Here is a 23224-nt window from a genome sequence, read left to right as displayed (position 1 = left end):
TTCCCGTCCCGAAAAAATCAGCGCGCAGTATGGCGCAGTTGGCTTCTAGGCAAAACTTCGCCGACGATCGACACCAACAACCGCCATATTCCTCACGCTGCTGGTATGATGCGCGGCTTTTTCCGGCCCACCACAATTTTCCAGGCGCTTGCGATGGTCTGTGCTTTGCTGTTGAGGTCGATACATTCACGGCGCCACGCGCGCCACGGGGAGCAGACATGCTGGAAAGGCTGTTTCAACTCAAGGCACACAACACCAACGTGCGCACCGAGATTCTGGCGGGCATCACGACTTTCTTGGCCATGGCCTACATTCTGTTCGTCAACCCGAGCATTCTCGGTGAGACCGGCATGGACAAGGGCGCAGTGTTCGTCGCTACCTGTCTGGCCGCCGCGATCGGTTCGACGATCATGGGCCTGATCGCCAACTACCCGATCGCCCTTGCGCCGGGCATGGGTCTGAACGCCTTCTTCACCTACACCGTTGTCCTGCACATGGGCCACACCTGGCAAGTGGCGCTGGGCGCGGTGTTCATCTCGGCGGTGTGCTTCTTCCTGCTGTCGATCTTCCGCATCCGTGAATGGATCATCAACAGCATCCCGCTGCCGCTGCGCTCGGCGATTGCTGCCGGTATCGGCCTGTTCCTGGCACTGATCGCCCTGCACAACGCAGGTATCGTCGTCAGCAACCCGGCGACCATGGTCGGCCTTGGTGACCTGAAACAACCTGCACCGATTCTCGCCACCCTCGGTTTCGCCCTGATCGTCGCCCTCGAAGCATTGAAAGTGCGCGGTGCAGTACTGATCGGCATTCTGGCAGTGACCATCATTTCCATCGCCATGGGCGTCACCCCGTTCAACGGCGTGACCTCGATGCCACCTTCGCTGGCGCCGACCTTAATGCAACTGGACATCAAAGGTGCGCTGGACATCGGTCTGGTCAGCGTGATCTTCGCGTTCCTGTTCGTTGATCTGTTCGACAACTCCGGCACCCTGATCGGCGTCGCCAAGCGCGCCGGTCTGATGGGCAAAGACGGCCACATGCCGAAAATGGGTCGCGCGCTGATCGCCGACAGCACCGCGGCCATGGCCGGTTCGTTGCTCGGCACGTCGACCACCACCAGCTACATCGAATCCGCGGCTGGCGTGAGTGCGGGCGGGCGTACCGGTCTGACGGCCATCGTCGTGGCGATTCTGTTCCTGCTGGCACTGTTCTTCTCGCCACTGGCGGCCAGCGTTCCGGCGTTCGCCACCGCGCCGGCACTGCTGTTCGTCGCCGTGTTGATGACTTCCGGTCTGGCGGAAATAGACTGGGACGACATCACCGTCGCCGCGCCGGTCGTGGTGACCGCGCTGGCCATGCCATTCACTTACTCGATCGCCAACGGCATCGCGTTCGGCTTCATCGCCTGGACCGTGATCAAGTTGCTGTCCGGCCGCGCTCGTGAGCTGAACCCGGCGCTGGTGATTCTGTCGATTCTGTTTGTGATCAAGTTGGGTTGGTTCAACGCATGACATTCGATTCCCAGGCTTACGCCGAGCAACTTGAAGCCAAGGTCACGCGTTTGCGTGATCTGCTGGCGCCGTTCGATGCCCCCGAGCCGACCGTGTTCGACTCGCCGCTGCAGAACTTCCGTCTGCGCGCCGAATTCCGCCTATGGCGCGAAGGTGGCGAGCGGCATTACGCGATGTTTTCTCAGGACGACAAACGCACGCCGATCCTCATCGAAGCGTTCCCGATTGCCAGCCTGCGCATCAACCAGTTGATGCCGCAATTGAAAGCGGCGTGGCAAGCCAGTTCGGCGCTGAGCCACAAGCTGTTTCAGGTGGAGTTCCTGACCACGCTGGCCGGCGATGCGATGATCACCCTGTGCTATCACCGCCCGCTGGACGAACACTGGCACGCGGCAGCAACCAGGTTGTCGGCGGATCTCGGTGTGAGCATCATTGGACGCTCGAAGGGTAAACGCGAAGTGCTTGGCCTCGATTACGTGGTCGAGAAACTCGATGTCGGCGGCCGCACTTTCAGCTATCGCCAGCCGGAAGGCGCGTTCACCCAGCCGAACGGTACGGTGAACCAGAAGATGCTCAACTGGGCGTACGAAGCACTCGGTGACCGCACTGACGACTTGCTGGAGCTGTATTGCGGTAACGGCAACTTCACCCTGCCGCTCGCGACTCGCGTGCGCAAAGTGCTGGCTACCGAAATCAGCAAAACCTCGGTCAACGCTGCACTGAGTAACCTCAGCGAAAACGCTGTGGATAACGTCACCCTGGTGCGTTTGTCCGCCGAAGAACTGACCGAAGCGCTCAACGACGTGCGCCCGTTCCGTCGCCTGCAAGGCATCGACCTGAAGAGCTACGAGTTCGGCAGCGTCTTCGTCGACCCGCCGCGCGCCGGCATGGACCCGGACACCTGCGAGCTGACCCGACGTTTCGATAACATCCTGTACATCTCCTGCAACCCGGAAACCCTGGCGGCGAACATTGCCCAGTTGCACGACACCCACCGCATTACGCAGTGTGCGTTGTTCGACCAGTTCCCGTGGACGCATCATATGGAATCGGGTGTGTTGCTGACCCGGCGTTGATTGCCGATGCCGGATACGAAAAAGCCGTCGTGATTGACGGCTTTTTTGTGGGCGCTCACTAAGCGGGATCGACCTTACGCGGACGCCCGCCCTTTTTGCCATTCGCCCGCGCGGCTGCAGACTTTGCCGCGCTGCTCTGACGGCCGTTGCGCGAAGCAACGGCAGAAGCGGCCATGGCCAATAGTGATGGGCTCGCCGAAATCATCCCAGAAATGGAAACGTCGAGGTCTTTACCCTCGTGACAAAGCGCAGTGCCCGCAAAGCCAACTGTCAGGTTTTCGTAATCCTCTGCATTGAATCCGTCGAACTCTGGATAACGATCCACCGGTAGCAACACACCGCTGCCGTCTTCAAAACGGATGATCAGGGATGGTTTCTCAAAGTTTACGGAGACAGCCTGCAAGCTACTCGCTCGGCGTGCCTCCCCTTGCAGGATGGCGGCGTCGATCATCTCCTCCGTCAGGGGACGATGTGTGGATGGCTTAGCCTTGATGACTTTCATAAATCGATTTCCACTCCTTCCAATGCGCCTATCAATGTCAGAAGAGTTTTGCCCTCTTCTGGCAGATAACGCGCCGATCCCACTCTGTATGTCTTGTCAGTGACGAGTTTCATCCCCAGCACTTCGTTTGAATGGCTGTCCCACAATTGATTGTCGAGACAGACAGTTTGCAATCTTGACCACCAGATCCCGCGTGCTCGTCGCAGATGAGCAGGCTGCTCAAGAGATCGACACAAGCCATCCAGCACGGTTAACGGTGGTCGACGAGAAAGCGGCATGACATCCCAAAGCTCAATATCGTTGTGCCAGAAACTGAACTGTAATCGGGCGCTCCAGCTACCTGAATTCACGTGAACGTGCGGGGGGCAATGCTCATCTCGCAACATGATGACAATCGACAATCCTTTGTAGCTGCACACCTTCATGCTAACCCATCCGTTAGGTTAATAAGTTTCAGGATTCAAGATTCCTTTCAAATCCGACGACTGGTGATCGGCACATGACGTTTCACCGCTTTTCAGGCTAGCGTCGCAACAGGTCATGAGCCGGGCAATCTCCAGTGAAAAACGTAAGCAAAGCTGTCGTCATATCTCGATCAATATTGCTTCTGTGCGATCACCGAACATAAAACGCCACGTCCATTTTTGTTCAATTGACCATGGTAACCATCTAGTACATTTTATCTCCACAGGCTGAAATCCTCGGCCAAAGCCAAAAACAATAAGTGGAGTTACCCCTCATGCCCCCTATCGTTCTGGTGCTCAATGGCCCGAACCTGAACCTGCTCGGCACTCGTGAGCCGGCGACTTACGGTCACGAAACCTTGGCGGACATCTCGGCGTTGTGCGGTCGCGCAGGCGAAGAATTCGGCCTGGCCGTAGAGTTTCGCCAGACCAATCACGAAGGCGAACTGCTCGACTGGATTCACGCCGCCCGCGGCCGTTGCGCCGGGATCGTGATCAATCCGGCCGCGTGGACGCATACTTCGGTGGCGATTCGCGACGCACTGGTGGCCAGTGAATTGCCGGTGATTGAGGTACACCTGTCCAACGTCCACGCCCGCGAGCCGTTTCGTCATCACTCGTTTGTCTCGGCGATTGCCACGGCGGTAATGGCCGGGTTTGGCAGTCATGGCTATCGCCTGGCGCTGGAACATTTCAGCCAGCGGCTGAAGGGGTAATGCGCATGTCTCGCTCTAACGTAATACTCGCCGGGCTGATCGGCGCCGGCATTCAGGCCTCGCGCACGCCGGCGCTGCATGAGCACGAAGGTGATGCCCAAGGCCTGCGTTATCTGTACCGACTGATCGATCTCGATCAACTGAAAATGGACAGCACCGCCCTGCCCGACCTGCTGCTGGCGGCCGAGCGGATGAACTACACCGGGCTGAACATCACCTTCCCGTGCAAGCAGGCAATCATTCCGCTGCTTGATGAGTTGTCGCCGGAAGCCAAAGGTATTGGCGCGGTGAACACCGTGGTGTTGAAGGACGGTAAACGTGTCGGCCACAACACTGACTGCCTTGGATTCGCCGAGGGTTTTCGCCGGGGGCTGAAGGACGCTGCCCGCGAGCGCGTAGTCCAGATGGGCGCCGGTGGCGCAGGCGCAGCAGTGGCCCACGCATTGTTGAGCGAAGGCGTACAGCAACTGACTATTTTCGATGTCGATCGTGAACGCGCTGAGAGTCTGGCGAACAATCTCAATCAGCATTTCGGCTCGGGTCGCGCCGTGGCCGGGCAAGATCTACCGAGTACGCTGAATCAGGCCGACGGGCTGGTGAATACCACGCCAATGGGCATGGCCAAACTGCCGGGCATGCCGGTGCCAGTCGAGTTGCTGCGCAAGGAATTGTGGGTGGCGGAGATTGTGTATTTCCCGCTGGAAACCGAACTGCTGCGCAACGCCCGCGCGCTGGGTTGCCGGACGCTGGATGGGGGCAACATGGCGGTGTTTCAGGCAGTGAAAGCGTTTGAATTGTTCAGTGACGTGGTGCCGGACGCGCAGCGGATGCTCGCGCATTTTCAAAGCATGAATGGCTGAGTTCTTTCCCCCTGCTCGCGAAGGCTTACGGCCAGCCAATACATCTGTTGACTGACACACCGCTTTCGCGAGCAGGCTCGCTCCCACAGGGGGAATGTGTCAGGCCTGCAGGTAGCGCAGCACCGATTCGCAAATCATCTCGCGATGCCGCTGTTTGATGCTTTCATCCGGCAGATCGATCTGAAAGATCTCGCCAAATGTGTGCCGGTTCGACACGCGATAGAAGCAGAACGAACTGATCAGCAAATGCACATCCAGCGCATCCAGCCCCACACGGAAAACACCTTCAGCAGCACCACGACGCAGAATCTCGCCGAGTGAATCGAGGATGGTGTTGTTCATCGCCTTGATCGCGTCGGAACGCTTCACGTATTCGGCGTTGTGGATGTTTTCGATGCTGACGATGCGCACGAAATCGACATTGCGGTCGTGGTGATCGAAGGTAAATTCCACCAGACGCCGAATCGCCTCTACCGGCGCCAGCTCGGCCAGGTGCAGACGGTTTTCGGTGCTGCGGATGTCACCGTAAAGCTTTTCCAGCACCTCGACGTACAACTGCTCCTTACTGCCGAAGTAGTAATAGATCATGCGTTTGGAGGTGTGGATTCGCTCGGCGATCGCATCGACGCGAGCACCGGACAAGCCTTGCTGGACGAACTCGACGATCGCCTCCTGCAAGATGTTCTCGCGGGTCTTTTCCGGGTTGTTCTTGCGACTCTTGCGCGGCTCTACAGTGGAAACTTCAGAAGCTGCGGAAAGTTCTGTATTCATCGTCATTGCGGGCTCACGGCCATCACTGCACAGGCGGCGATTATGGGCTGCGCAGCACAGTGAAGGAAGCCGCGCGGCCCGTGTTTAATCTCGCGTTTACGAATTTCCTACAACTTCGCCTGGCGCACGGCACCACTGCGAGATTTGGCCATCGCCGCCAGGCGCACCGCGACGTTCGCCGCGCCATACCCGGCATAGCCATTCTTGCGCTGGATGATCTCGAAGAAGAAACGCCCTTCAAACGGTTCGGTGTAGACGTGGAACAGCTCACCGCCCTGGGCATCACGGTCGTACAGAACGTTGTAATACGCCAGTTCACTGAGAAACTCGTCGTCAAAATCGAAGCGCGCGGCAAGGTCGTCGTAATAGTTGAGCGGAATATCCAGTAGCGGCACGCCGGCTTCTTTGGCGCGACTGACTTCGGCGAAGATGTCGTCACAATCGAAGGCGATGTGGTGCACCCCGGAGCCGCGATAACTCGACAGCGCGTGGGAGATGGCGGTGTTGCGGTTCTCGGAGATGTTCAGCGGCAAGCGGATCGAACTGTCGCGGCTACGCAAGGCGCGGCTCTTCACCAGACCATACGGATCAGGCAGCACCACTTCATCGTCCGCCTCGAAATCCAGCAGGCTCTTGTAGAACAGCACCCAACTGTCGAGGCTGTCGGCCGGCAACGCCATGGCCATATGATCGATACGCTTGAGACCGCCACGGGCCGGCGCGTCTGCCAGCAGGTTGAAATCGGTGCCGTAGACGTCGGCCTGTTCATCCACCAGATAAATCAGGCTGCCGTCCGGCGCGCGCACCGCTGCCAGTTCCAGTTCGTTGGGGCCGACCAGTCCACGATAGGGCTGACCTTTGTAAGCGACAGCACGGGCCAAGGCACTGGCGCTGTCCTTGACCCGCACAGCCGTGGCACACAGCGACGGGCCGTGAGCCTCGAAGAAGCTGTGCGCAAAGGAATAAGGCTCGGAGTTGAGGATCAGGTTGATGTCACCCTGACGTAACAGACTCACGCTCTTGGAACGATGCTGCCCAGCCTTGACGAACCCCAAGCGTTCCAGCCAGTTCGACAGTTTGGCGCCGAGGCTTTCATCGACGGCAAACTCGAGAAACTCGATGCCGTTGTACTCGCTGGCCTTCGGTGTTTCGAAAAGGATTTCGCGATTGGCGACAGGTGTCGCTTCCTGCTCAAGACGCTGACGGGTTTTCTCTTCCAGATACAGCAGTGAACGTAAACCGTCGGCGGCATTGGCCCGTGGCGGCGCGGCGCGGAAGCCATCGTTGAAAATTTCCAGCGACAGTGGCCCTGTGTAACCGCTCTGGATGATCGGCGCGAGGAAACCCGGCAGATCGAATTCGCCCTGTCCCGGGAAGCAGCGAAAATGCCGGCTCCACTCCAGCACATCCATGGCCAGGATCGGCGCGTCGGCCATTTGCACAAAGAAGATCTTGTCGCCGGGAATGTCGGCGATGGCGCGGGGATCGCCCTTCAGCGACAACGTATGAAAGCTGTCGAGCAACACACCGAGGCTCGGGTGATCGGCCTGACGCACGATGTCCCAGACCTGTTGATAAGTATTCACGTGACGGCCCCACGCCAGCGCTTCGTAACCAATGCGCAAGCCGCGCGCACCGGCATGCTCGGCCAGCAGGCGCAGGTCATCGACGAGAATTTGTTGATCACCGACGCTGTCGGCCGAGGCGTTACTGCAGACCAGCACCAGGTCGGTGCCCAGTTCCTGCATCAGGTCGAACTTGCGTTCGGCGCGCTCAAGGTTGCGCGCCAGGCGATCACGGCGGCAGCCTTCGAAATCGCGGAACGGTTGAAACAGAGTGATGGCGATGCCGAGATCGGCGCACATCTGTTTAATTTCCCGCGGGCTGCCGTCGTAGTACAGGAGGTCGTTTTCGAAAATCTCCACCCCGTCGAACCCGGCGGCGGCGATGGCTTCGAGTTTTTCCGGCAGGGTGCCGCTCAAGGAAACGGTGGCAATGGAACGCTGCATGTTTCAACTCCCGGACTGCGCCGCTTTATCTTTACTGTAGGAGCCGCCGCAGCCGGCAATCGTTTGATCTTTATTGCTGAAAAGCAAAATCAAAAGATCGCAGCCTTCGGCAGCTCCTACACAGGATGATTTTTATAGTGGGGGAAATTATTGGCTGCATCGATCGTGGCAGCAATTTAAAGTGTACTACCCGGTTAGTTTTGCGTGCGATTATCGAACACAATGGTGGTTTGGCGAATTGACGATTTTTCGTCCACTGCCCAACATCGACTGCACATTGAGTCCGGATCTGAACCACCGGTCGCAGCGTGCAAGTAACAAGCACACCAAATAACAAATCCAAAAACGGGTGGAACACATGATTCCTTCACAGACTTCCCGCATGGCTCCGGCCATGAGCACTGCCACGGGTGGCATCGGCGACAAGATCCGCGGCGCCATGGCTGTCGGCAAGACCCGTTGGGGCATGCTGGCGCTGGTGTTTTTCGCCACTACCCTGAACTACATCGACCGCGCCGCCCTCGGCGTCATGCAGCCCATCCTCGCCAAGGAAATGAGCTGGACGGCGATGGATTACGCCAACATCAACTTCTGGTTTCAGGTCGGCTACGCGATCGGTTTCGTCCTGCAAGGTCGCTTGATCGACCGGGTCGGCGTCAAGCGCGTGTTCTTCTGCGCCGTGCTGCTGTGGAGCCTGGCCACCGGTGCCCACGGTCTGGCAACGTCAGCCGTTGGCTTTATGGTCTGCCGGTTTATCCTCGGTCTGACTGAAGCGGCGAACTACCCGGCCTGCGTGAAAACCACGCGCCTGTGGTTCCCGGCCGGCGAACGTGCGGTTGCCACCGGCATCTTCAACGCCGGCACCAACGTCGGTGCGATGTTCACGCCGATGCTGCTGCCTCTGGTGCTGCACGTCTGGGGCTGGCAAGCGGCGTTCCTGTGCATGGCGGCGCTGGGCGGGATCTGGCTGTTGTTCTGGGGCTTGAAATACTTCAACCCGGAAGATCACCCGAGCGTGAAACAGTCCGAGCTGGACTACATCCAGCAGGAAGTCGAACCGGAACAGGCCCGCGTGCCGTTCTCGAAAATCCTGCGGATGCGCGGCACCTGGGCCTTCGCCCTCGCCTACTCGCTGACCGCGCCGGTGTTCTGGTTCTACCTGTACTGGCTGCCACCGTTCCTCAATCAGCAATACAATCTGGGCATCAACGTCACCCAAATGGGTATTCCGCTGATCATCATCTACGTCACGGCCGACTTCGGTAGCGTCGGTGGCGGCATTCTGTCTTCGTTCCTGATCGGTCGCGGGATGAACTCGATCAAAGCGCGGCTGCTGTCGATGCTCCTGTTTGCTTGCTGCATCATCGGCGTGATCATGGCCGCCGGCTCAGCCAACCTGTGGGTGGCGGTGGCCGCGATTTCTCTGGCAATCGGTGCGCACCAGGCGTGGACAGCAAACATCTGGAGCCTGGTAATGGACTACACGCCCAAGCACATGATGAGCACCGTGTTCGGTTTCGGTGGTATGTGCGCAGCGATCGGCGGGATGTTCATGACCCAGATCGTCGGCCACATCCTCACCGTGACCAACAACAACTACACCGTGTTGTTCACCCTGATTCCGGCGATGTACTTCATTGCGCTGACGTGGATGTATTTCATGGCACCGCGCAAGATTCCTACCGTCACCGAATAACCTGACCACTTGATTGGCCCCTTGTGGGAGCGAGCTTGCTCGCGAATGCGGACTGACAGTCGAAACAAATGTGACTGACATACCGCTTTCGCGAGCAAGCTCGCTCCCACAGTTTCTTGTGTTGTCAGCTCAACGGCGGCTCTGCTGCCACGCTGCCGCCAGTCCGCTGCAACAGATCACCGCGATGCCAATGATCGTCAGCAGACTCGGCGTGTGATTGAACAGCAGCCAGCCCAACAACCCGGCAAACACAATCTGGCAATAACCGAACGGCGCCAGCAGTGCTGGAGCGGCATGGCGGAACGCCTGGGTCAGAAACAAATGCGCGGTCATCCCGCAACTGCCCAGCGCCAGCATCAACCCGGCATGGGTCAACGTCGGCACCTGCCAGAAGAACGGCACCAGTGCACTCATCACCAGCGTGTTGCATAACCCGGCAAAGAAGTTGCTGGTGGTCGGGCTGTCCACCTCGGCGAGCTTGCGGGTCAGCAGTTGATAAAAGCAGAAAAACAGCGCCGAGCAGAACGGCAGCAACACCGCCGGAGTGAACAACTCACCGCCGGGATGGACGATGATCAGCACGCCGATAAAGCCGCAGATCACCGCGATCCATTGACCTCGGGTCACTCGCTCCTTGAGCAGCGGCACCGACAATGCGGTCACCAACACTGGCGCAAGAAAGTTGACCGCCGTGGCTTCCGCCAACGGGATGTACAACAACGCGGTGGTGAAGAACAGGCTGGTGCCGAGCAGGCACAGTGCCCGAACCAATTGCCATAACGGCTTCTTGGTGCGCAGCACACGCAACCCGGATTGCGGCAGAAAAATCCCCGCCATCAGCAGTGTGTGCACCAGATAGCGCGCCCAGACCACCATCACGATCGGATAAAAACCGGACAGGTATTTCGACAATGCGTCGTGACTGGAGAACAGGAAGGTTGCCACGACAATCAGCAAGATCCCCTTGAAGGGTTGGTTGACACCGGACAGCGGGGTGCTGACAGTCATTGGTTATCCCTGTTTGAACAACAATACGGTGGCGAAGGGGATCGCGCGGCGGTCGCCGATTGGGGACGGCTACGCAGTCCACTGGGAGCAAGCTCCCTCGCCACAAAAAAGACTCACAGTCGCGCCAACAATTCCCGCGTCCTGTCGATCGCCATCTGCGCTCGCTCCAATCCGCTCACGCCCTGCTCCAGCAGTTTTACCGTGGGAATTTCCAGACTCAGTGGAATATTAGTCGGCAGCGCTCGCAGCAACCCGAGCAGATCACAATCACCCTCGCCGGGAAACCGCCGCTCGTTGCGCGCCTGACGCAAGATCTCGGCCATGTCTGACGGCCTCGGCCCCGCTACATCACATAATTGCGCATAACGCAGACGCGACACTGGCACTTCAGCCAGATCCTCCAAGCGTGACGCCGAACGATCAAAGTGGAACGCATCGACCAGCACCGCAGCGTTTTCCCGATCAGCGTTTTCGACCATTCGCAGCGCTTGTTCGAGGTTGCGCGCATCAGTCCAGGGCATGAACTCCAGATGCGGGTGCAGCCCGTAAGGCGCGGCCAGATCGCAAAGCGCCGCAAAGTTATCGGTGAGCCGCTGTTCATCAGGATCGTTACCGGCGACCAGCAATTCGGTAGCGCCAAATTCCGCACCGACCGTAAGAAGTTTCTCGAAATCGGCGACGTCGGTTTGCGGCTTCAGACGCAGGATTTCCACGTCGAGCACGAGGATGCCGGTGTCGCGCAGCCGCTGCAAAGTCTGACGGCGCAATTCAGCATCGGCGACCAAAGGGAAATGATGCTCCTCGGGCGTCGCCGGTTCCAGGCGCAGGCCGACATGGCTGTAACCAGCACGTGCCGCCACTTCGACCATTTGCGGTGGCGACAACTCCAGCACGGTGAGGCTAGCCAGAGACAGGATTCGTTCGTTCATGTTCAAGCCTCTATCAGCGCAGGGGTGCAGGCACGGCCGGTGGCGGCGGCCTCGCGTATGGCTTCGATCAGCGCCAAAGTGCGCGCAGCGTCGGCCGCACTCACCAGCGGCTCGACTTCACGCCGCGCCACGCGTACGAAATGCTGTAACTGCAAGCGTAAAGCGTCGTCACCGCCGTAGGATTCTTCGACCATCAACAAGGGCTCATGCCAACCGGCGTCGAACTGCTCAGCGGCATAGTGCCAACGCTTGAGCTGCGGAATGCTCAACGCTCCGGCGGTTCCGGCCAGCAGATAGCACGGCTGATCCGCATGACGTGGATACACCGGGTTCTCGCCCGAATCCAGCTCCCAACTCCACGGCGCGGCGACCGCGTCGGAACCGCTCAATGTGCCCAGTGTGCCGCCTTCGAATCGCAGCAACACCGCCGCACTGTCTTCGTTGGCGAAACCGCGCACGGCGTTGTCGGTGATCGCTTGCACCGAGCGTACTTCACCGCACAGATGCCGTAATAGATCGAGGTCGTGAATCAGGTTGGTCAGCAACATCCCGGCGCCCGGTTCACGGCGCCACGGGATCTCGAAATAACTGTCCGGTTTGCGCAACTGGAACAGTGCAGTCACCGTGATCAGCCGTCCAAGCGCCCCGCTCTGCACCAGCTCATGAGCGCGAACGATCAGCGGGTTGTGGCGCCGATGATGGCCGACCAGCAACGGCACGCCGCTGCTTTTGACCGCCGCAACCAGTTCGCGCACTTCATCCAGGTGCACGCCGACCGGCTTCTCCAGAAGCACCGGCACACCCGCCGCCAGACAATCGAGCGCCGTGCTGACGTGTTGATTATTCGGATTGGCGACGATCACCGCGTCTGGCCGGATCTGCTCCAGCATCTGACGATGATCAGCGAAATGCCTTACACCCCATTCCGCCGCAAGCCCTGCTGCTTGCGACCCGGGATCCGCCACCGCGCACAGCGTTGCTTCGTTGAGGGTTTGCAGATGCCGATAATGTTGCTGGCCCATGTTGCCGGCGCCGATCAGGGCGATTCGAAGGGGCGAATTCAAGGTGCGGTCCTTTTGTGATTGTTGTTGGAATATCAATCCAGCAACAATTTAGAACCGAGTTCCAGAATCAAACACCCATCCATTCTAAAACCGTGCGAACACCGCACAACTTCGTGAACAACAAAAATCCCCTGTAGGAGTGAGCCTGCTCGCGATAGCGGAGTGTCAGTCGCCGTTAACGTTGGCTGACATACCGCTATCGCGAGCAGGCTCACTCCTACAGGGGGTCTGTGTGAACTCGGATTAGATAAACAGTTCTGAGGCCAGGCTTGCTGCTGATAATTCTTCGGTGAAGGTCAGCAACAGCGGTGCCAGCTCATGCAACCGCGCCCCCGGCATCCGCGCACTGGGACCGGCAATACTCAGTACACCGATCACCCGACCATCCGTTGGATGCCTCACCACCGCCGCAATCGCTGAAGTCCCCACTGCCGAACTTTCTTCGACACAGGCATAACCCTGCTCACGAGCCAGACGCAGCCGTTCCAGCAACTCGATATTTGAACGCGGCGCATTCGGCCCGATCCCCACCGGCACCTCCGCCGCCTGCCGCTCGACCAGTGACAACGCCTCGGCGTCGCTCATGCACGCCAGCCACGCATGCCCCGACGCGGTGTAGAACAGCGGCGCGTCGCGGCCCATGTCCGGGTCGTAACGCAGACCGGTGCGCGCGCCTTGTGCCTTGGCGATCCAGGTCTGGCGCTCGCCATCGATCACGCCCAGACGCACCAGTTCGCCGGTTTCCTGCGCCAGTCGGTCGAGTACCGGCTGGACGATATCGGCACCGCAGCTCGACAGGTATTGAAAGCCCATAGCGACCAGTTTGGTCGACAAGTGATAGCGCAACGTTTCCGCATTCTGCCGTACGTAGCCCAACCGAATCAGCTCGGCGAGCAAGCGGTGTGTTGCACTCTTGGGGATATCCAGCTGCTCGGCGAGCGTCTGCATCGGCAGCCCGCGTGGATCACTGGTGAGGCTTTCCAGCACGCTGAAAACCCGTTCGATTTGACTGCCGGCCATGGAGACGTCCAAAGAAATTTTGCCGATTCTAGAAGACATTGGCGGCAAAGCGAAATCTGGAACCGGCTGTTCGATAACCGCCCATTTTATAGGCTCAAGGCTTGTAGAGTCGTCGCGACACTGGTTATTTTCTGGAATCAAATTCCAAAAAAACTTACTGCCGGAGCGTTGTTTGATGTCTGCCGAACACCCTGATATCGACTGCGACGTATTGGTCGTCGGTTCCGGTGCCGCCGGTTTATCGGCCGCCGTGACTGCCGCGTGGCATGGTTTGAAAGTCATCGTTGTCGAGAAAGATCCGGTGTTCGGTGGCGCCACTGCCTGGTCCGGTGGCTGGGCGTGGGTGCCGTGCAATCCACTAGCGCGTCGGGCCGGGATCATCGAAGACATCGAACAACCGCGCACCTATTTGCGCCATGAACTGGGCGAGCACTTCGACCCGGCGATGATCGACGCTTTCCTTGAAGCGGGACCGCGCATGGTCGCGTTTTTCGAGCAACACACTGCGCTGCAATTTGCCGATGGCAATGCCATTGCCGACATTCATGGCGACACGCCGGGTGCTGGCACCGGTGGCCGCTCGGTCATCGCCGCGCCTTACGATGGACGCAAGGTCGGACGCTTGCTCAAGCGCCTTCGTACAACGATGCGCGAAACGTCCTTCATGGGCATGCCGATCATGGCCGGCGCCGATCTGTCGGCGTTCCTCAATCTGACCCGTTCACTGAAAGCCGCATGGCATGTCACCCGGCGCTTTACCCGACATTTGCTAGATCTCGCGATCCATGGCCGGGCCATGCAATTGGTCAATGGCGTGGCGTTGATTGCACGATTGGCAAAATCCGCCGAAGACCTCGGCGTGTTGCTTTGGGAATCGGCACCCGTGACAGCGTTACTGCGTGAAGGCTCGCGCGTCTCGGGCGCTGTGGTCAACACAGACAAAGGCCCGATCCGCATTCATGCACGCAAAGCCGTAGTGCTCGCCGCCGGTGGTTTTGCCAATGACATCGAGCGGCGCAAAGCCCTGTTCCCGCGCACGCCGACCGTTCACGAGCATTGGGCGCTGCCGCCGCTGGCCGTCGACGGCGATGGTTTGCGCCTGGGCGAAAGCGTCGGCGCGCGGGTCAATGCCGATGTGGCTTCGCCCGTGGCGTGGGCGCCGGTGTCGCAAGTGCCACATTCCGACGGCAGCATCGGCCATTTCCCACACATCATTGAGCGCGGCAAACCCGGGATCATCGGGGTTCTGCGCAACGGCCAGCGTTTCGTCAACGAAGCCAACGGTTATTACGACTACGTCAGCGCCATGGTCGCTGCTGCGCCGGAAGGTGAAGAAGTCGCCTCATGGCTGATCTGTACGCGCGCCTTTCAACGGCGTTATGGACTGGGCATATCGCGGCCATTTCCGCTGCCAGTGTCAGATTTTATCCGCAGCGGCTATCTGAAAAGCGGCAACAGTATTGAAGAATTGGCCCGCGCCTGCGGCATCGATCCGAGCGGATTGCGCCACACCCTCGACGATTACAACCGCCATGCCCGTCACGGCGAAGACCCGTTGTTCGGTCGCGGCGCAACACCCTACAACCGCAAACAGGGTGATCCGGCGAACCTTCCCAACCCCTGCGTTGCCCCAATAGACACTGGCCCGTTCTACGCCGTGAAAGTCCAGCCGGGCTGCTTCGGCACCTTCGCCGGGCTCAAGGTCAACCCGCACGCGCAAGTACTGGATGCCCACGAACAGCCCATCGCCGGCCTCTACGCAGCCGGTGGCGACATGGCCAGCATCATGGGCGGCCACTACCCGGCGGGCGGTATCAACATCGGCCCGGCGCTGACTTTCGGTTACATCGCCGCCCGGCATATTGCCGGCATGACTGCTTTCGAACAGGAGATCGACCATGCAGCACATCGTTAATGCCCAAGGTTTGAACATGCCGAAACTCGGTCTCGGCACCTGGCCGATGCTCGGCGAAGAATGCACCCGCGCCGTGGAGCAAGCACTGGAACTGGGTTATCGACACATCGACACGGCAGCGGCCTACAACAACGAGGACGCCGTCGGACAAGCATTGGCGAATACCCCGACACCGCGCGAGCAGATTCACGTCACCACCAAAGTCTGGTGGGATCAGTTGCAACCCGACGCGATGCGCCATTCCATGGACCGCAGCCTTACCGCGTTGCGCAGCGACTACGTCGACTTGTTCATGATCCACTGGCCGAGCACCGACTGGGACCTGCCACGCACCCTCGAGACATTGGCTTCGTTCAAAAAACAGGGGCTGGCACGCAACATCGGCGTGGCGAATTTTCCGCTACCATTGCTGCGCAAAGTCGTCGAAGACTATGGGATTGATCTGTCAGCGATTCAGGTCGAATACCACGTCCTGCTCGGCCAAAACGCCCTGCTCGACTACGCCCGTCAACACGACATGGCACTAACGGCCTACACCCCGCTGGCGCGCAACAAGGTCTCAGACATCCCGCAGATTCAACAGATCGCCGAAAAGCACGGCGTGCTGCCGACTCAGGTCGCACTGAAATGGCTGCTGGATCAGCCCAACGTCGCGGCGATTCCCAAGGCCAGCAGCCGGGCCAATCAACTGGCCAACCTCGCATCGCTGAAAGTTGAACTGGATGATGAAGACCGCGCATTGATTGCAGCACTGCCGAAAAACCAACGTCAGGTCAGCCCGGATTTCGCCCCTGAATGGGATGCCTTTGATCGCTGATTGATAATCCAGCGATAGAAATCCTGCGCGGGATTGAATTTGCCGCGCGCCAGACCGTCAATAACAGGCCCGACCTCGTCAGCACGAGGCCGGGCCTGTTTGCGTGTGGCCAATAGACGGACGACCGGACTGGCGCCACACTCACACAACAGCAACACTCATCACCACCCGATACACACAGAGGATTCCCACATGCTATGGAAAAAAGGCCGACGCAGTGACAACGTCGTCGATGCCCGTGGTGATGATGCCGGCGGTGGCGGCGGCATGCGCTTCGGTGGCGGCAAAGGCCTGAGCCTGGGGGCGATTCTGCTGATCGTCGGCATTGGCTGGATCACCGGGCAGGACCCAATGCAGATCCTCGGCCAGCTCGCCGGGCAATCCACACAACAATCTGCATCTACTTCGCAAACCCGCCAGGCACCGCCGGCCAATGATGAACAGGCCGAATTCGTCCGCTCGATCCTCGGCGATACCGAAGACACCTGGGGCGCGATTTTCCAACAGGCCGGGCGCCAATATAAAGATCCGACCCTGGTGCTGTTCAGCAATCGGGTCAATTCCGCCTGCGGTCTGGCGACCTCGGCCACTGGCCCGTTCTATTGCCCGGCGGACCAGAAGGTCTACCTGGATATGGCGTTCTTCCAGGAAATGTCGCAACGCTTCAAAGCGGCCGGCGACTTCGCCCAGGCCTACGTGATCGCGCATGAAGTCGGACACCATGTGCAGACGCTTCTCGGCGTCTCGGCGAAAATTCAGACAGCTCGCCAGCAAGGTCGGCAGATGGAAGGCGACGGCGGTTTGCTGGTGCGTCAGGAATTGCAGGCTGACTGCCTCGCCGGCGTCTGGGCCTACAGTGCGCAGAAGCGTTTGAACTGGCTGGAACCGGGCGATATCGAAGAGGCCTTGAATGCGGCCAACGCCATCGGTGATGATCGCCTGCAACAACAGGGTCAGGGCCGTGTGGTGCCGGACTCGTTTACCCACGGTACGTCGGCGCAAAGGGTGCGCTGGTTCAAAACCGGATTCGCGCAGGGCCAGGTCGGCCAGTGCGACACCTTCGCGGCGAAAAACCTGTAAATGCATAAATGGCTTTTGGCGTTACTGATCGTTGGCAGCACTGCGCAAGCCGCCGGTGTCGATGCGATCAGCCCCGGTCGTTTGCAACTCAAGGCAGGGGAAATGGCGGTCGGCATTGGTCCTGCGCCGGAGAAGATCGAACGGGTGCTGATCGTCATTCATGGCCGGTTGCGCAACTCGGAAACCTATCGCAAAAGCGCCGAGAGCGCCGCCGAGCTGGCGGGGCAAAGTGCCCACACGCTGGTAATCGCGCCGCAGTTCCTCAATGAAAGCGATGTCGCGCTGTACTCGCTCCCCGCCACGTTGCTGCGCTGGCAAGGCAACGACTGGATGGGCGGCAGCTTATCCACAGGGCCGAATCCGCTGAGCTCCTATGCCGCGCTCGATGAGATCGTTGGACGGATCAGCGACCGCAAACAGTTTCCCGACGTGAAGCAGATCGTGATCTTCGGTCATTCCGGCGGTGGCCAGGTGGTGCAGCGCTATGCCCTGCTGGCCAAGGATCAGCCTGCGTTGAAGGCCAACGGCATTCGCTTGCGCTACGTGGTGGCCAACCCGTCATCTTATGCCTACTTCAATGAACAACGGCCGGTGGCGTTCGATCACGCCAAATGCGCGGGTTTCAATCGCTGGAAGTACGGTCTGTCAGACATGCCGGTGTACGCCGGTGGGCAAACGCCGTTGCAGCTTGAGAGCAGTTACATCAAACGCGAGGTGATTTATCTGCTTGGACAGCAGGACGTCGATCCCAAGCATCCAGCGTTGGACAAGCGCTGTGAAGCCGAGGCGCAAGGTGCGTATCGCCTGGAGCGTGGGAAGTTGTACTTCGGCTATTTGCTGCGTCGGCATCCGGAAGGGGTGAATCAACGATTGGTTGAAGTGCCCGGGGTCGGGCATAACGGCGATGGGATGCTGACCTCGCCGGAGGGGCAGAAGGCGTTGTTCGATCAGTAAACTGTTTGGCGGATTTTATGCCCTCTTCGCGAGCAAGCTCGCTCCCACATTTGGAATACATTTCCTTGTGGGAGCGAGCTTGCTCGCGAAGAGGCCAGCTCAGGCAGCAAAGATTTCAGGCCAGCAGCATCCGCCGCAACTCGACACAATCCTTCGCATGCCAATCGGTCAACTCCGGCCAAGGGTTTTCCGGCAAATTCACCAACACCGTCCGCGCCCCCGCCGCTCGTCCGCAATCCAGATCAAAGCGGTAATCACCGACCATGACCATCTCGCTGGCCGGTACTTCCCAGGCGTCTGCCAGTTTCAGCAAGCCACCCGGATGCGGCTTCGGCGGCGCTTCGTCGCGGCCCAGCACATCGTCCACCGCGAAGCAGTCGGCGAGGCCAATCGCTTGCAGCGTCACATGCGCCAGTTCCCGCGCATTGCGGGTCAGAATGCCGAGGCGATAACCGCGTGCGTGCAGATCACGCACCAGCTCCACCGCGCCGGTGGCCGGGGTCGAACCCAGCGCCAGATCCCTTTCATGTTCCAGCAGCCAGGCGTGTTTCGCCGCCGCTTCATCCGCCGGCAACGCGGCGAGATGAGTGAGGATGTCGTCCTCCGGCGGAATCGCCAGCGCCACGCGGATCGCCGCAAAATCATGCACGGCGACGGTCAACGTGCCGTCCATATCGAACACCCAGTGCTTGACCTCTTTCAGACTCATGCCCAGTCCTTGCGATGGCGGATCAGGCCTTCCTGCGTCACCGAAGCGACCAGTTGCCCGGCGCGGTTGTACACGCTGCCACGGGAGAATCCACGGGAATTGCCGGCCCACGGACTGTCCATCGCGTAGAGCAACCAGTCATCGGCGCGCAGATCGTTGTGGAACCACAGCGCGTGATCAAGGCTGGCGACCTGCATGTCTTTCTGCCAGACCGATTTGCCGTGGGGCAGCATTGAGGTGGTCAACAAACCGAAGTCCGAGGCGTACGCCAACAAGTATTTGTGCAGTGCCGGGATGTCGGCCAATGCGCCGTCGGCACGGAACCAAACATATTTGACCGGATCGGCCGGCTGCGGGTTGTACGGGTCCTTTTCGGTGACCGGGCGCACTTCGATCGGTTTCGGGCACAGCAGTTTTTCACGCATGTGTTCCGGAATCAGGTGCGCGCGTTGCTGGGTCAATTCCAGCTCCGACGGCAGATTTTCCGGGCCGACCACCACCGGCATCTGGCTCTGATGTTCGAAGCCTGCCTCGTCGTATTGAAACGAAGCGCTGCAGGTGAAGATCGGATGGCCCTTCTGGATCGCCGTGACGCGGCGAGTGCTGAAACTGCCGCCATCGCGCACGCGATCAACCGAGTAGACCACTGGCAACTTGGCATCGCCCGGACGCAGGAAATAGCCGTGCATCGAATGTACATGGCGCGCCTCTTCAACGGTCTGACTGGCCGCCGACAGCGACTGGCCGAGCACCTGGCCACCGAACAACTGACGGAAACCCAGATCCTGGCTACGGCCACGGAACAGGTTTTCTTCGATCGGTTCCAGGGTCAGCAAGTCGACCAGATCTTCCAACACTTGGCTCATTCAGACTCTCCTCACACAAAGCACTATGCCGCGCAGTCTTGGCTGCGGCGGCCGATTCAGATTCTGGCGCGGGCCAATGATATGGCGGCCATTGTAAACGTCCGTGTCGGCTTATCCATGCAAGGTTTGCAGCCATTGTTCCCGAGTAATGCGGTACAGCAGATGCCGTCTCAGCGGATGATCGACCGCAAGCTTGGGGTGATCAAAATCATCTTCCGGGGCGTGATGCATGCCGATCGCCTGCATGACTTTCTCTGAGGGCAAATTGGATTGCGCGGTGAAGGAAACGATTTCCTTCAATGCCAACCGATCAAAGCCGCAACGCAGAGCGGTCCACGCTGCTTCGCTGGCGTAACCCAGGCCCCAATGTTCCTTGGCCAGGCGCCAGCCGATTTCCACTGCCGGGGTGAACGGTGCATCGAAACCAACCACGCCGAGCCCGGTGAAACCAATAAATTCGCCACTGTCCTTGCGCTCCAGCGCCCACAAGCCGAAACCGTGCTCGGCGAAATGCCCGCGCACGCGACCAATCATCGAAGCGCTTTCCAGTCGGCTCAATGGTGTCGGGAAGTAGCGCATCACTTGAGGATCGGCGCACATCGCGGCAAATGCCGGCAAATCCTCGTCCTGCCACTGACGCATCAGCAAGCGCGCGCTTTCAAGTTCCAGTATCGGCTCCATCATGCCCCTCCGTTTCCATGCCGCAAGTCTACATCGCTGGTAGGATCCTTCACTCTTTCCTACGTTCCTACATGAAACCGCCATGCCACTGCCGCTGATCTACCACGAAGACTACAGCCCCGAGTTTCCGGCGGATCACCGCTTCCCGATGGACAAGTTTCGTCTGCTGCGCGATCACCTGGTCGACAGCGGTTTGACCCGCGACGCTGATCTGCTGCGCCCGGATATCTGCCCCAACGACATCCTCGCCCTCGCCCATGACCATGCGTATATCGAACGCTATATGAGCGGCGAGTTGTCCCGCGAAGACCAACGGCGTCTGGGTCTACCGTGGAACGAAGCCTTGGCACGGCGTACGGTACGGGCGGTCGGCGGTTCGATTCTGGCCGCGGAGAAAGCCTTGGAGCATGGGCTGGCCTGTCACTTGGCCGGCGGCACTCACCATGCGCATTACGACTACCCGGCGGGGTTCTGCATTTTCAATGACCTGGCGATCATCAGCCATTACCTGCTGCAAAGCGGCCGGGTCAATCGCGTGCTGATCTTCGATTGCGATGTGCATCAGGGCGACGGCACCGCGCGAATCCTGCATGACACGCCGGAGGCAATTACCGTTTCCCTGCACTGCGAGAAGAATTTTCCTGCACGCAAGGCGGAAAGTGACTGGGACATCCCGCTGCCCAAGGGCATGGGCGACGCTGATTACCTGAAAGTGGTCGACGACACGCTCAACTATCTGCTGCCGCTGTATCAACCGGACCTGGTGCTGTATGACGCCGGCGTCGATGTACACAAGGACGATGCCCTCGGTTATCTGCAACTGACCGACGAAGGCGTCGCCGCCCGCGATGAAAGCGTGATGCGCCATTGCCTGGGCCGCGACATTCCGGTGATGGGCGTGATTGGCGGCGGTTACAGCAAGGATCGCCACGCCCTCGCCCGCCGCCACGGCATCCTCCATCACAGCGCGCAACGGGTCTGGCAGTCACACGGTTGTCATTGAGTTGTGCTGCGTTACCCACAATGGCTGTGGAACTGCCTGTGGATAACCTGAGTGAAAGGGACTGCAGGCCATACCGGTTATGGCCTGCAGCGCACTGATCATTTTTCAACCAACATTTCAAGCCCACCCGAATCCCTTGTAGGAGTGAGCCTGCTCGCGATAGCGTCAGCACCTTCAACATTAACTTGGCTGATACACCGCTATCGCGAGCAGGCTCACTCCTACAAAAGATATCGACTGTTAGAATGCGCGCCTTATCCCGCCATACCGCAGCGCTCACCATGACCCAGAACTCCGCCTCCTCCCCCGCTCACGTCGCCATCATCGGCGGTGGCCCCGCCGGCCTGATGGCCGCCGAAGTGCTGAGCCAGGCCGGAATCCGCGTCGACCTCTACGACGGCATGCCCTCGGTGGGCCGCAAGTTCCTGCTCGCTGGCGTCGGCGGCATGAACATCACCCACTCCGAAGCCTACCCGGCGTTCCTTTCACGCTACGCCGAGCGCGCCCCGCAAATCGCTCCGTTGTTACGCGGCTTCGACGCCGATGCGTTGTGTAAATGGATTCACGACCTGGGCATCGAAACCTTTGTCGGCAGCTCCGGCCGGGTGTTCCCCACTGATATGAAAGCGGCCCCGCTACTGCGCGCCTGGCTCAAGCGCCTGCGTGACAGCGGCGTAGTTATCCACACCCGCCATCGCTGGCTCGGTTGGGATGCACATGGCGCGCTGCGCATCGACAGCCCGGAAGGTGAAATCACCGTCAAACCCGATGCCACGCTGCTTGCCCTCGGCGGCGGCAGTTGGTCGCGCCTCGGTTCCGACGGTGCGTGGATGCTCGCCCTGGAGCAGCGCGGTGTAGGACTGGCGCCGTTGCAACCGAGCAATTGCGGCTTCGAGGTGCAGGCCTGGAGCGATTTGATGGTCAGCAAATTCGCCGGCGCACCGCTGAAAAATATCGCCATCGGTTTGAACGACGATGTACCGCGTTTGGGCGAATGCGTGATCACCGCGACCGGCATTGAAGGCAGTCTGATTTATGCGCTGTCGGCGCCGATTCGTGAGGCGATCAACCAATATGGCGCGGCGTTTGTTCACATTGATCTCTTGCCCGGCCGACCTGTGGATAAATTGCAGGCGGCGTTGAGCAAACCACGCGGTTCGCGGTCGATGGCCAAGCATCTGCACAGTCAGGTCGGGATTGATGGGGTGAAAGCGGCGTTGTTGCGCGAGTTGACTGATGCGGCGACGTTTGCTGATCCGGCGCTGTTGGCGCGGGCGATCAAGGCGTTGCCGCTGACTCTGGTCAAAACGCGGCCATTGGACGAGGCGATCAGCAGTGCCGGGGGCGTGACGTTCGAGGCGATGGATGAGCGCTTGATGCTCAAGGTGTTGCCGGGAGTGTTCTGCGCGGGGGAGATGCTTGATTGGGAAGCGCCGACGGGTGGCTATTTGCTGACGGGGTGTTTTGCCAGTGGCCGGGCGGCGGGGTTGGGAATTGTGCAGTGGCTGAAAAGCTAAACCCTCACCCCAGCCCTCTCCCAGAGGGAGAGGGAGCCGACCGAGGTGTCTGG

Annotated in this window: 22 protein-coding genes; 11 read left to right on the top strand and 11 right to left on the bottom strand. The window is 59.6% G+C overall.

Features of this window, described 5'->3' with window-relative positions:
- Nucleotides 1-218 precede the first annotated feature (218 nt).
- Nucleotides 219-1514: an NCS2 family permease gene (locus tag BMY54_RS16875; protein WP_093434722.1), complete on the top strand. Its 1296-nt coding sequence runs from the start codon at nucleotides 219-221 to the stop codon at nucleotides 1512-1514.
- Nucleotides 1511-2590 carry a tRNA (uridine(54)-C5)-methyltransferase TrmA gene (gene trmA / locus BMY54_RS16870; protein ID WP_093434719.1) on the top strand — a complete coding sequence of 360 codons (1080 nt, stop codon included), beginning with the start codon at nucleotides 1511-1513 and terminating at the stop codon, nucleotides 2588-2590. Before BMY54_RS16875 ends, trmA begins: the two co-directional genes overlap by 4 nt.
- Before the next feature lie 58 nt (nucleotides 2591-2648).
- Here the strand turns inward: trmA and BMY54_RS16865 are convergent, their stop codons facing one another.
- A complete protein-coding gene (locus BMY54_RS16865; protein WP_093434716.1) occupies nucleotides 2649-3092 on the bottom strand; it encodes a DUF2442 domain-containing protein in 444 nt (147 codons plus the stop codon).
- Nucleotides 3089-3517, bottom strand: a complete 429-nt coding sequence (locus BMY54_RS16860; RefSeq protein WP_093434713.1) for a DUF4160 domain-containing protein — start codon at nucleotides 3515-3517, stop codon at nucleotides 3089-3091. The genes BMY54_RS16865 and BMY54_RS16860 overlap by 4 nt, the downstream gene beginning before the upstream one ends.
- A gap of 314 nt (nucleotides 3518-3831) precedes the next feature.
- On the opposite strand from BMY54_RS16860, the gene aroQ reads away from it, so the two are divergent.
- Together aroQ and BMY54_RS16850 are read left to right on the top strand one after the other, a co-directional pair.
- On the top strand, nucleotides 3832-4272 hold the full coding sequence (gene aroQ, locus BMY54_RS16855) for a type II 3-dehydroquinate dehydratase (RefSeq protein ID WP_007909727.1): 441 nt from the start codon (nucleotides 3832-3834) through the stop codon (nucleotides 4270-4272).
- Between the two features lie 5 nt (nucleotides 4273-4277).
- A complete protein-coding gene (locus tag BMY54_RS16850) occupies nucleotides 4278-5132 on the top strand; it encodes a shikimate dehydrogenase (RefSeq protein WP_093434969.1) in 855 nt (284 codons plus the stop codon).
- A gap of 99 nt (nucleotides 5133-5231) precedes the next feature.
- Here BMY54_RS16850 and BMY54_RS16845 read toward each other — a convergent pair whose 3' ends face one another.
- Together BMY54_RS16845 and quiC are read right to left on the bottom strand one after the other, a co-directional pair.
- Nucleotides 5232-5909 carry a TetR/AcrR family transcriptional regulator gene (locus BMY54_RS16845; RefSeq protein WP_093434710.1) on the bottom strand — a complete coding sequence of 226 codons (678 nt, stop codon included), beginning with the start codon at nucleotides 5907-5909 and terminating at the stop codon, nucleotides 5232-5234.
- Between the two features lie 101 nt (nucleotides 5910-6010).
- A complete protein-coding gene (quiC, locus tag BMY54_RS16840) occupies nucleotides 6011-7912 on the bottom strand; it encodes a 3-dehydroshikimate dehydratase QuiC (protein ID WP_077574630.1) in 1902 nt (633 codons plus the stop codon).
- Between the two features lie 358 nt (nucleotides 7913-8270).
- On the opposite strand from quiC, the gene BMY54_RS16835 reads away from it, so the two are divergent.
- Nucleotides 8271-9608, top strand: a complete 1338-nt coding sequence (locus tag BMY54_RS16835; RefSeq protein ID WP_093434708.1) for an MFS transporter — start codon at nucleotides 8271-8273, stop codon at nucleotides 9606-9608.
- 129 nt (nucleotides 9609-9737) lie between these two features.
- On the opposite strand, the gene BMY54_RS16830 is transcribed toward BMY54_RS16835, so the two are convergent.
- The 4 genes from BMY54_RS16830 to BMY54_RS16815 form a co-directional block, all read right to left on the bottom strand.
- Nucleotides 9738-10616 (bottom strand): DMT family transporter, encoded by an 879-nt coding sequence (locus tag BMY54_RS16830; protein WP_034153813.1) that lies wholly within the window; start codon nucleotides 10614-10616, stop codon nucleotides 9738-9740.
- A gap of 113 nt (nucleotides 10617-10729) precedes the next feature.
- On the bottom strand, nucleotides 10730-11545 hold the full coding sequence (locus BMY54_RS16825) for a sugar phosphate isomerase/epimerase family protein (protein WP_093434705.1): 816 nt from the start codon (nucleotides 11543-11545) through the stop codon (nucleotides 10730-10732).
- 2 nt (nucleotides 11546-11547) lie between these two features.
- Nucleotides 11548-12609, bottom strand: coding sequence for a Gfo/Idh/MocA family protein (locus BMY54_RS16820; protein WP_093434702.1), 1062 nt, complete (start codon nucleotides 12607-12609; stop codon nucleotides 11548-11550).
- A gap of 243 nt (nucleotides 12610-12852) precedes the next feature.
- On the bottom strand, nucleotides 12853-13629 hold the full coding sequence (locus tag BMY54_RS16815) for an IclR family transcriptional regulator (RefSeq protein ID WP_093434699.1): 777 nt from the start codon (nucleotides 13627-13629) through the stop codon (nucleotides 12853-12855).
- 175 nt (nucleotides 13630-13804) lie between these two features.
- On the opposite strand from BMY54_RS16815, the gene BMY54_RS16810 reads away from it, so the two are divergent.
- The 4 genes from BMY54_RS16810 to BMY54_RS16795 all read left to right on the top strand — a co-directional run bounded on the left by BMY54_RS16810 (nucleotide 13805) and on the right by BMY54_RS16795 (nucleotide 18395).
- A complete protein-coding gene (locus BMY54_RS16810) occupies nucleotides 13805-15544 on the top strand; it encodes an FAD-dependent oxidoreductase (protein WP_093434696.1) in 1740 nt (579 codons plus the stop codon).
- Entirely contained in the window at nucleotides 15528-16361 is an 834-nt protein-coding gene (locus tag BMY54_RS16805) for an aldo/keto reductase (protein WP_093434693.1), read from the top strand. Before BMY54_RS16810 ends, BMY54_RS16805 begins: the two co-directional genes overlap by 17 nt.
- Before the next feature lie 192 nt (nucleotides 16362-16553).
- Nucleotides 16554-17441 (top strand): KPN_02809 family neutral zinc metallopeptidase, encoded by an 888-nt coding sequence (locus BMY54_RS16800; protein WP_093434690.1) that lies wholly within the window; start codon nucleotides 16554-16556, stop codon nucleotides 17439-17441.
- The gene (locus tag BMY54_RS16795) at nucleotides 17442-18395 is read left to right on the top strand and encodes an alpha/beta fold hydrolase (RefSeq protein ID WP_093434687.1); all 954 of its coding nucleotides are present in this window, start codon (nucleotides 17442-17444) and stop codon (nucleotides 18393-18395) included.
- A gap of 115 nt (nucleotides 18396-18510) precedes the next feature.
- Here BMY54_RS16795 and BMY54_RS16790 read toward each other — a convergent pair whose 3' ends face one another.
- The 3 genes from BMY54_RS16790 to BMY54_RS16780 form a co-directional block, all read right to left on the bottom strand.
- Complete coding sequence (locus BMY54_RS16790) at nucleotides 18511-19104, bottom strand: HAD family hydrolase (RefSeq protein ID WP_093434684.1); 594 nt, start codon at nucleotides 19102-19104, stop codon at nucleotides 18511-18513.
- On the bottom strand, nucleotides 19101-19970 hold the full coding sequence (gene tesB / locus BMY54_RS16785; RefSeq protein ID WP_003228466.1) for an acyl-CoA thioesterase II: 870 nt from the start codon (nucleotides 19968-19970) through the stop codon (nucleotides 19101-19103). Before tesB ends, BMY54_RS16790 begins: the two co-directional genes overlap by 4 nt.
- 111 nt (nucleotides 19971-20081) lie before the next feature.
- On the bottom strand, nucleotides 20082-20651 hold the full coding sequence (locus BMY54_RS16780; RefSeq protein ID WP_093434681.1) for a GNAT family N-acetyltransferase: 570 nt from the start codon (nucleotides 20649-20651) through the stop codon (nucleotides 20082-20084).
- An 82-nt stretch (nucleotides 20652-20733) separates the two neighbouring features.
- Between BMY54_RS16780 and BMY54_RS16775 the strand changes: the two genes are divergently transcribed.
- Together BMY54_RS16775 and BMY54_RS16770 are read left to right on the top strand one after the other, a co-directional pair.
- Nucleotides 20734-21654, top strand: coding sequence for a histone deacetylase family protein (locus BMY54_RS16775; RefSeq protein WP_093434678.1), 921 nt, complete (start codon nucleotides 20734-20736; stop codon nucleotides 21652-21654).
- A gap of 281 nt (nucleotides 21655-21935) precedes the next feature.
- The gene (locus BMY54_RS16770) at nucleotides 21936-23171 is read left to right on the top strand and encodes a TIGR03862 family flavoprotein (protein WP_093434967.1); all 1236 of its coding nucleotides are present in this window, start codon (nucleotides 21936-21938) and stop codon (nucleotides 23169-23171) included.
- Nucleotides 23172-23224: the final 53 nt, after the last annotated feature.

The organism is Pseudomonas sp. ok266, assembly GCF_900110195.1.
GTDB lineage: Bacteria > Pseudomonadota > Gammaproteobacteria > Pseudomonadales > Pseudomonadaceae > Aquipseudomonas > Aquipseudomonas neuropathica.
Note: the sequence above shows the minus strand (reverse complement) of the source record. Positions and strands in the feature narration are given on the sequence as shown.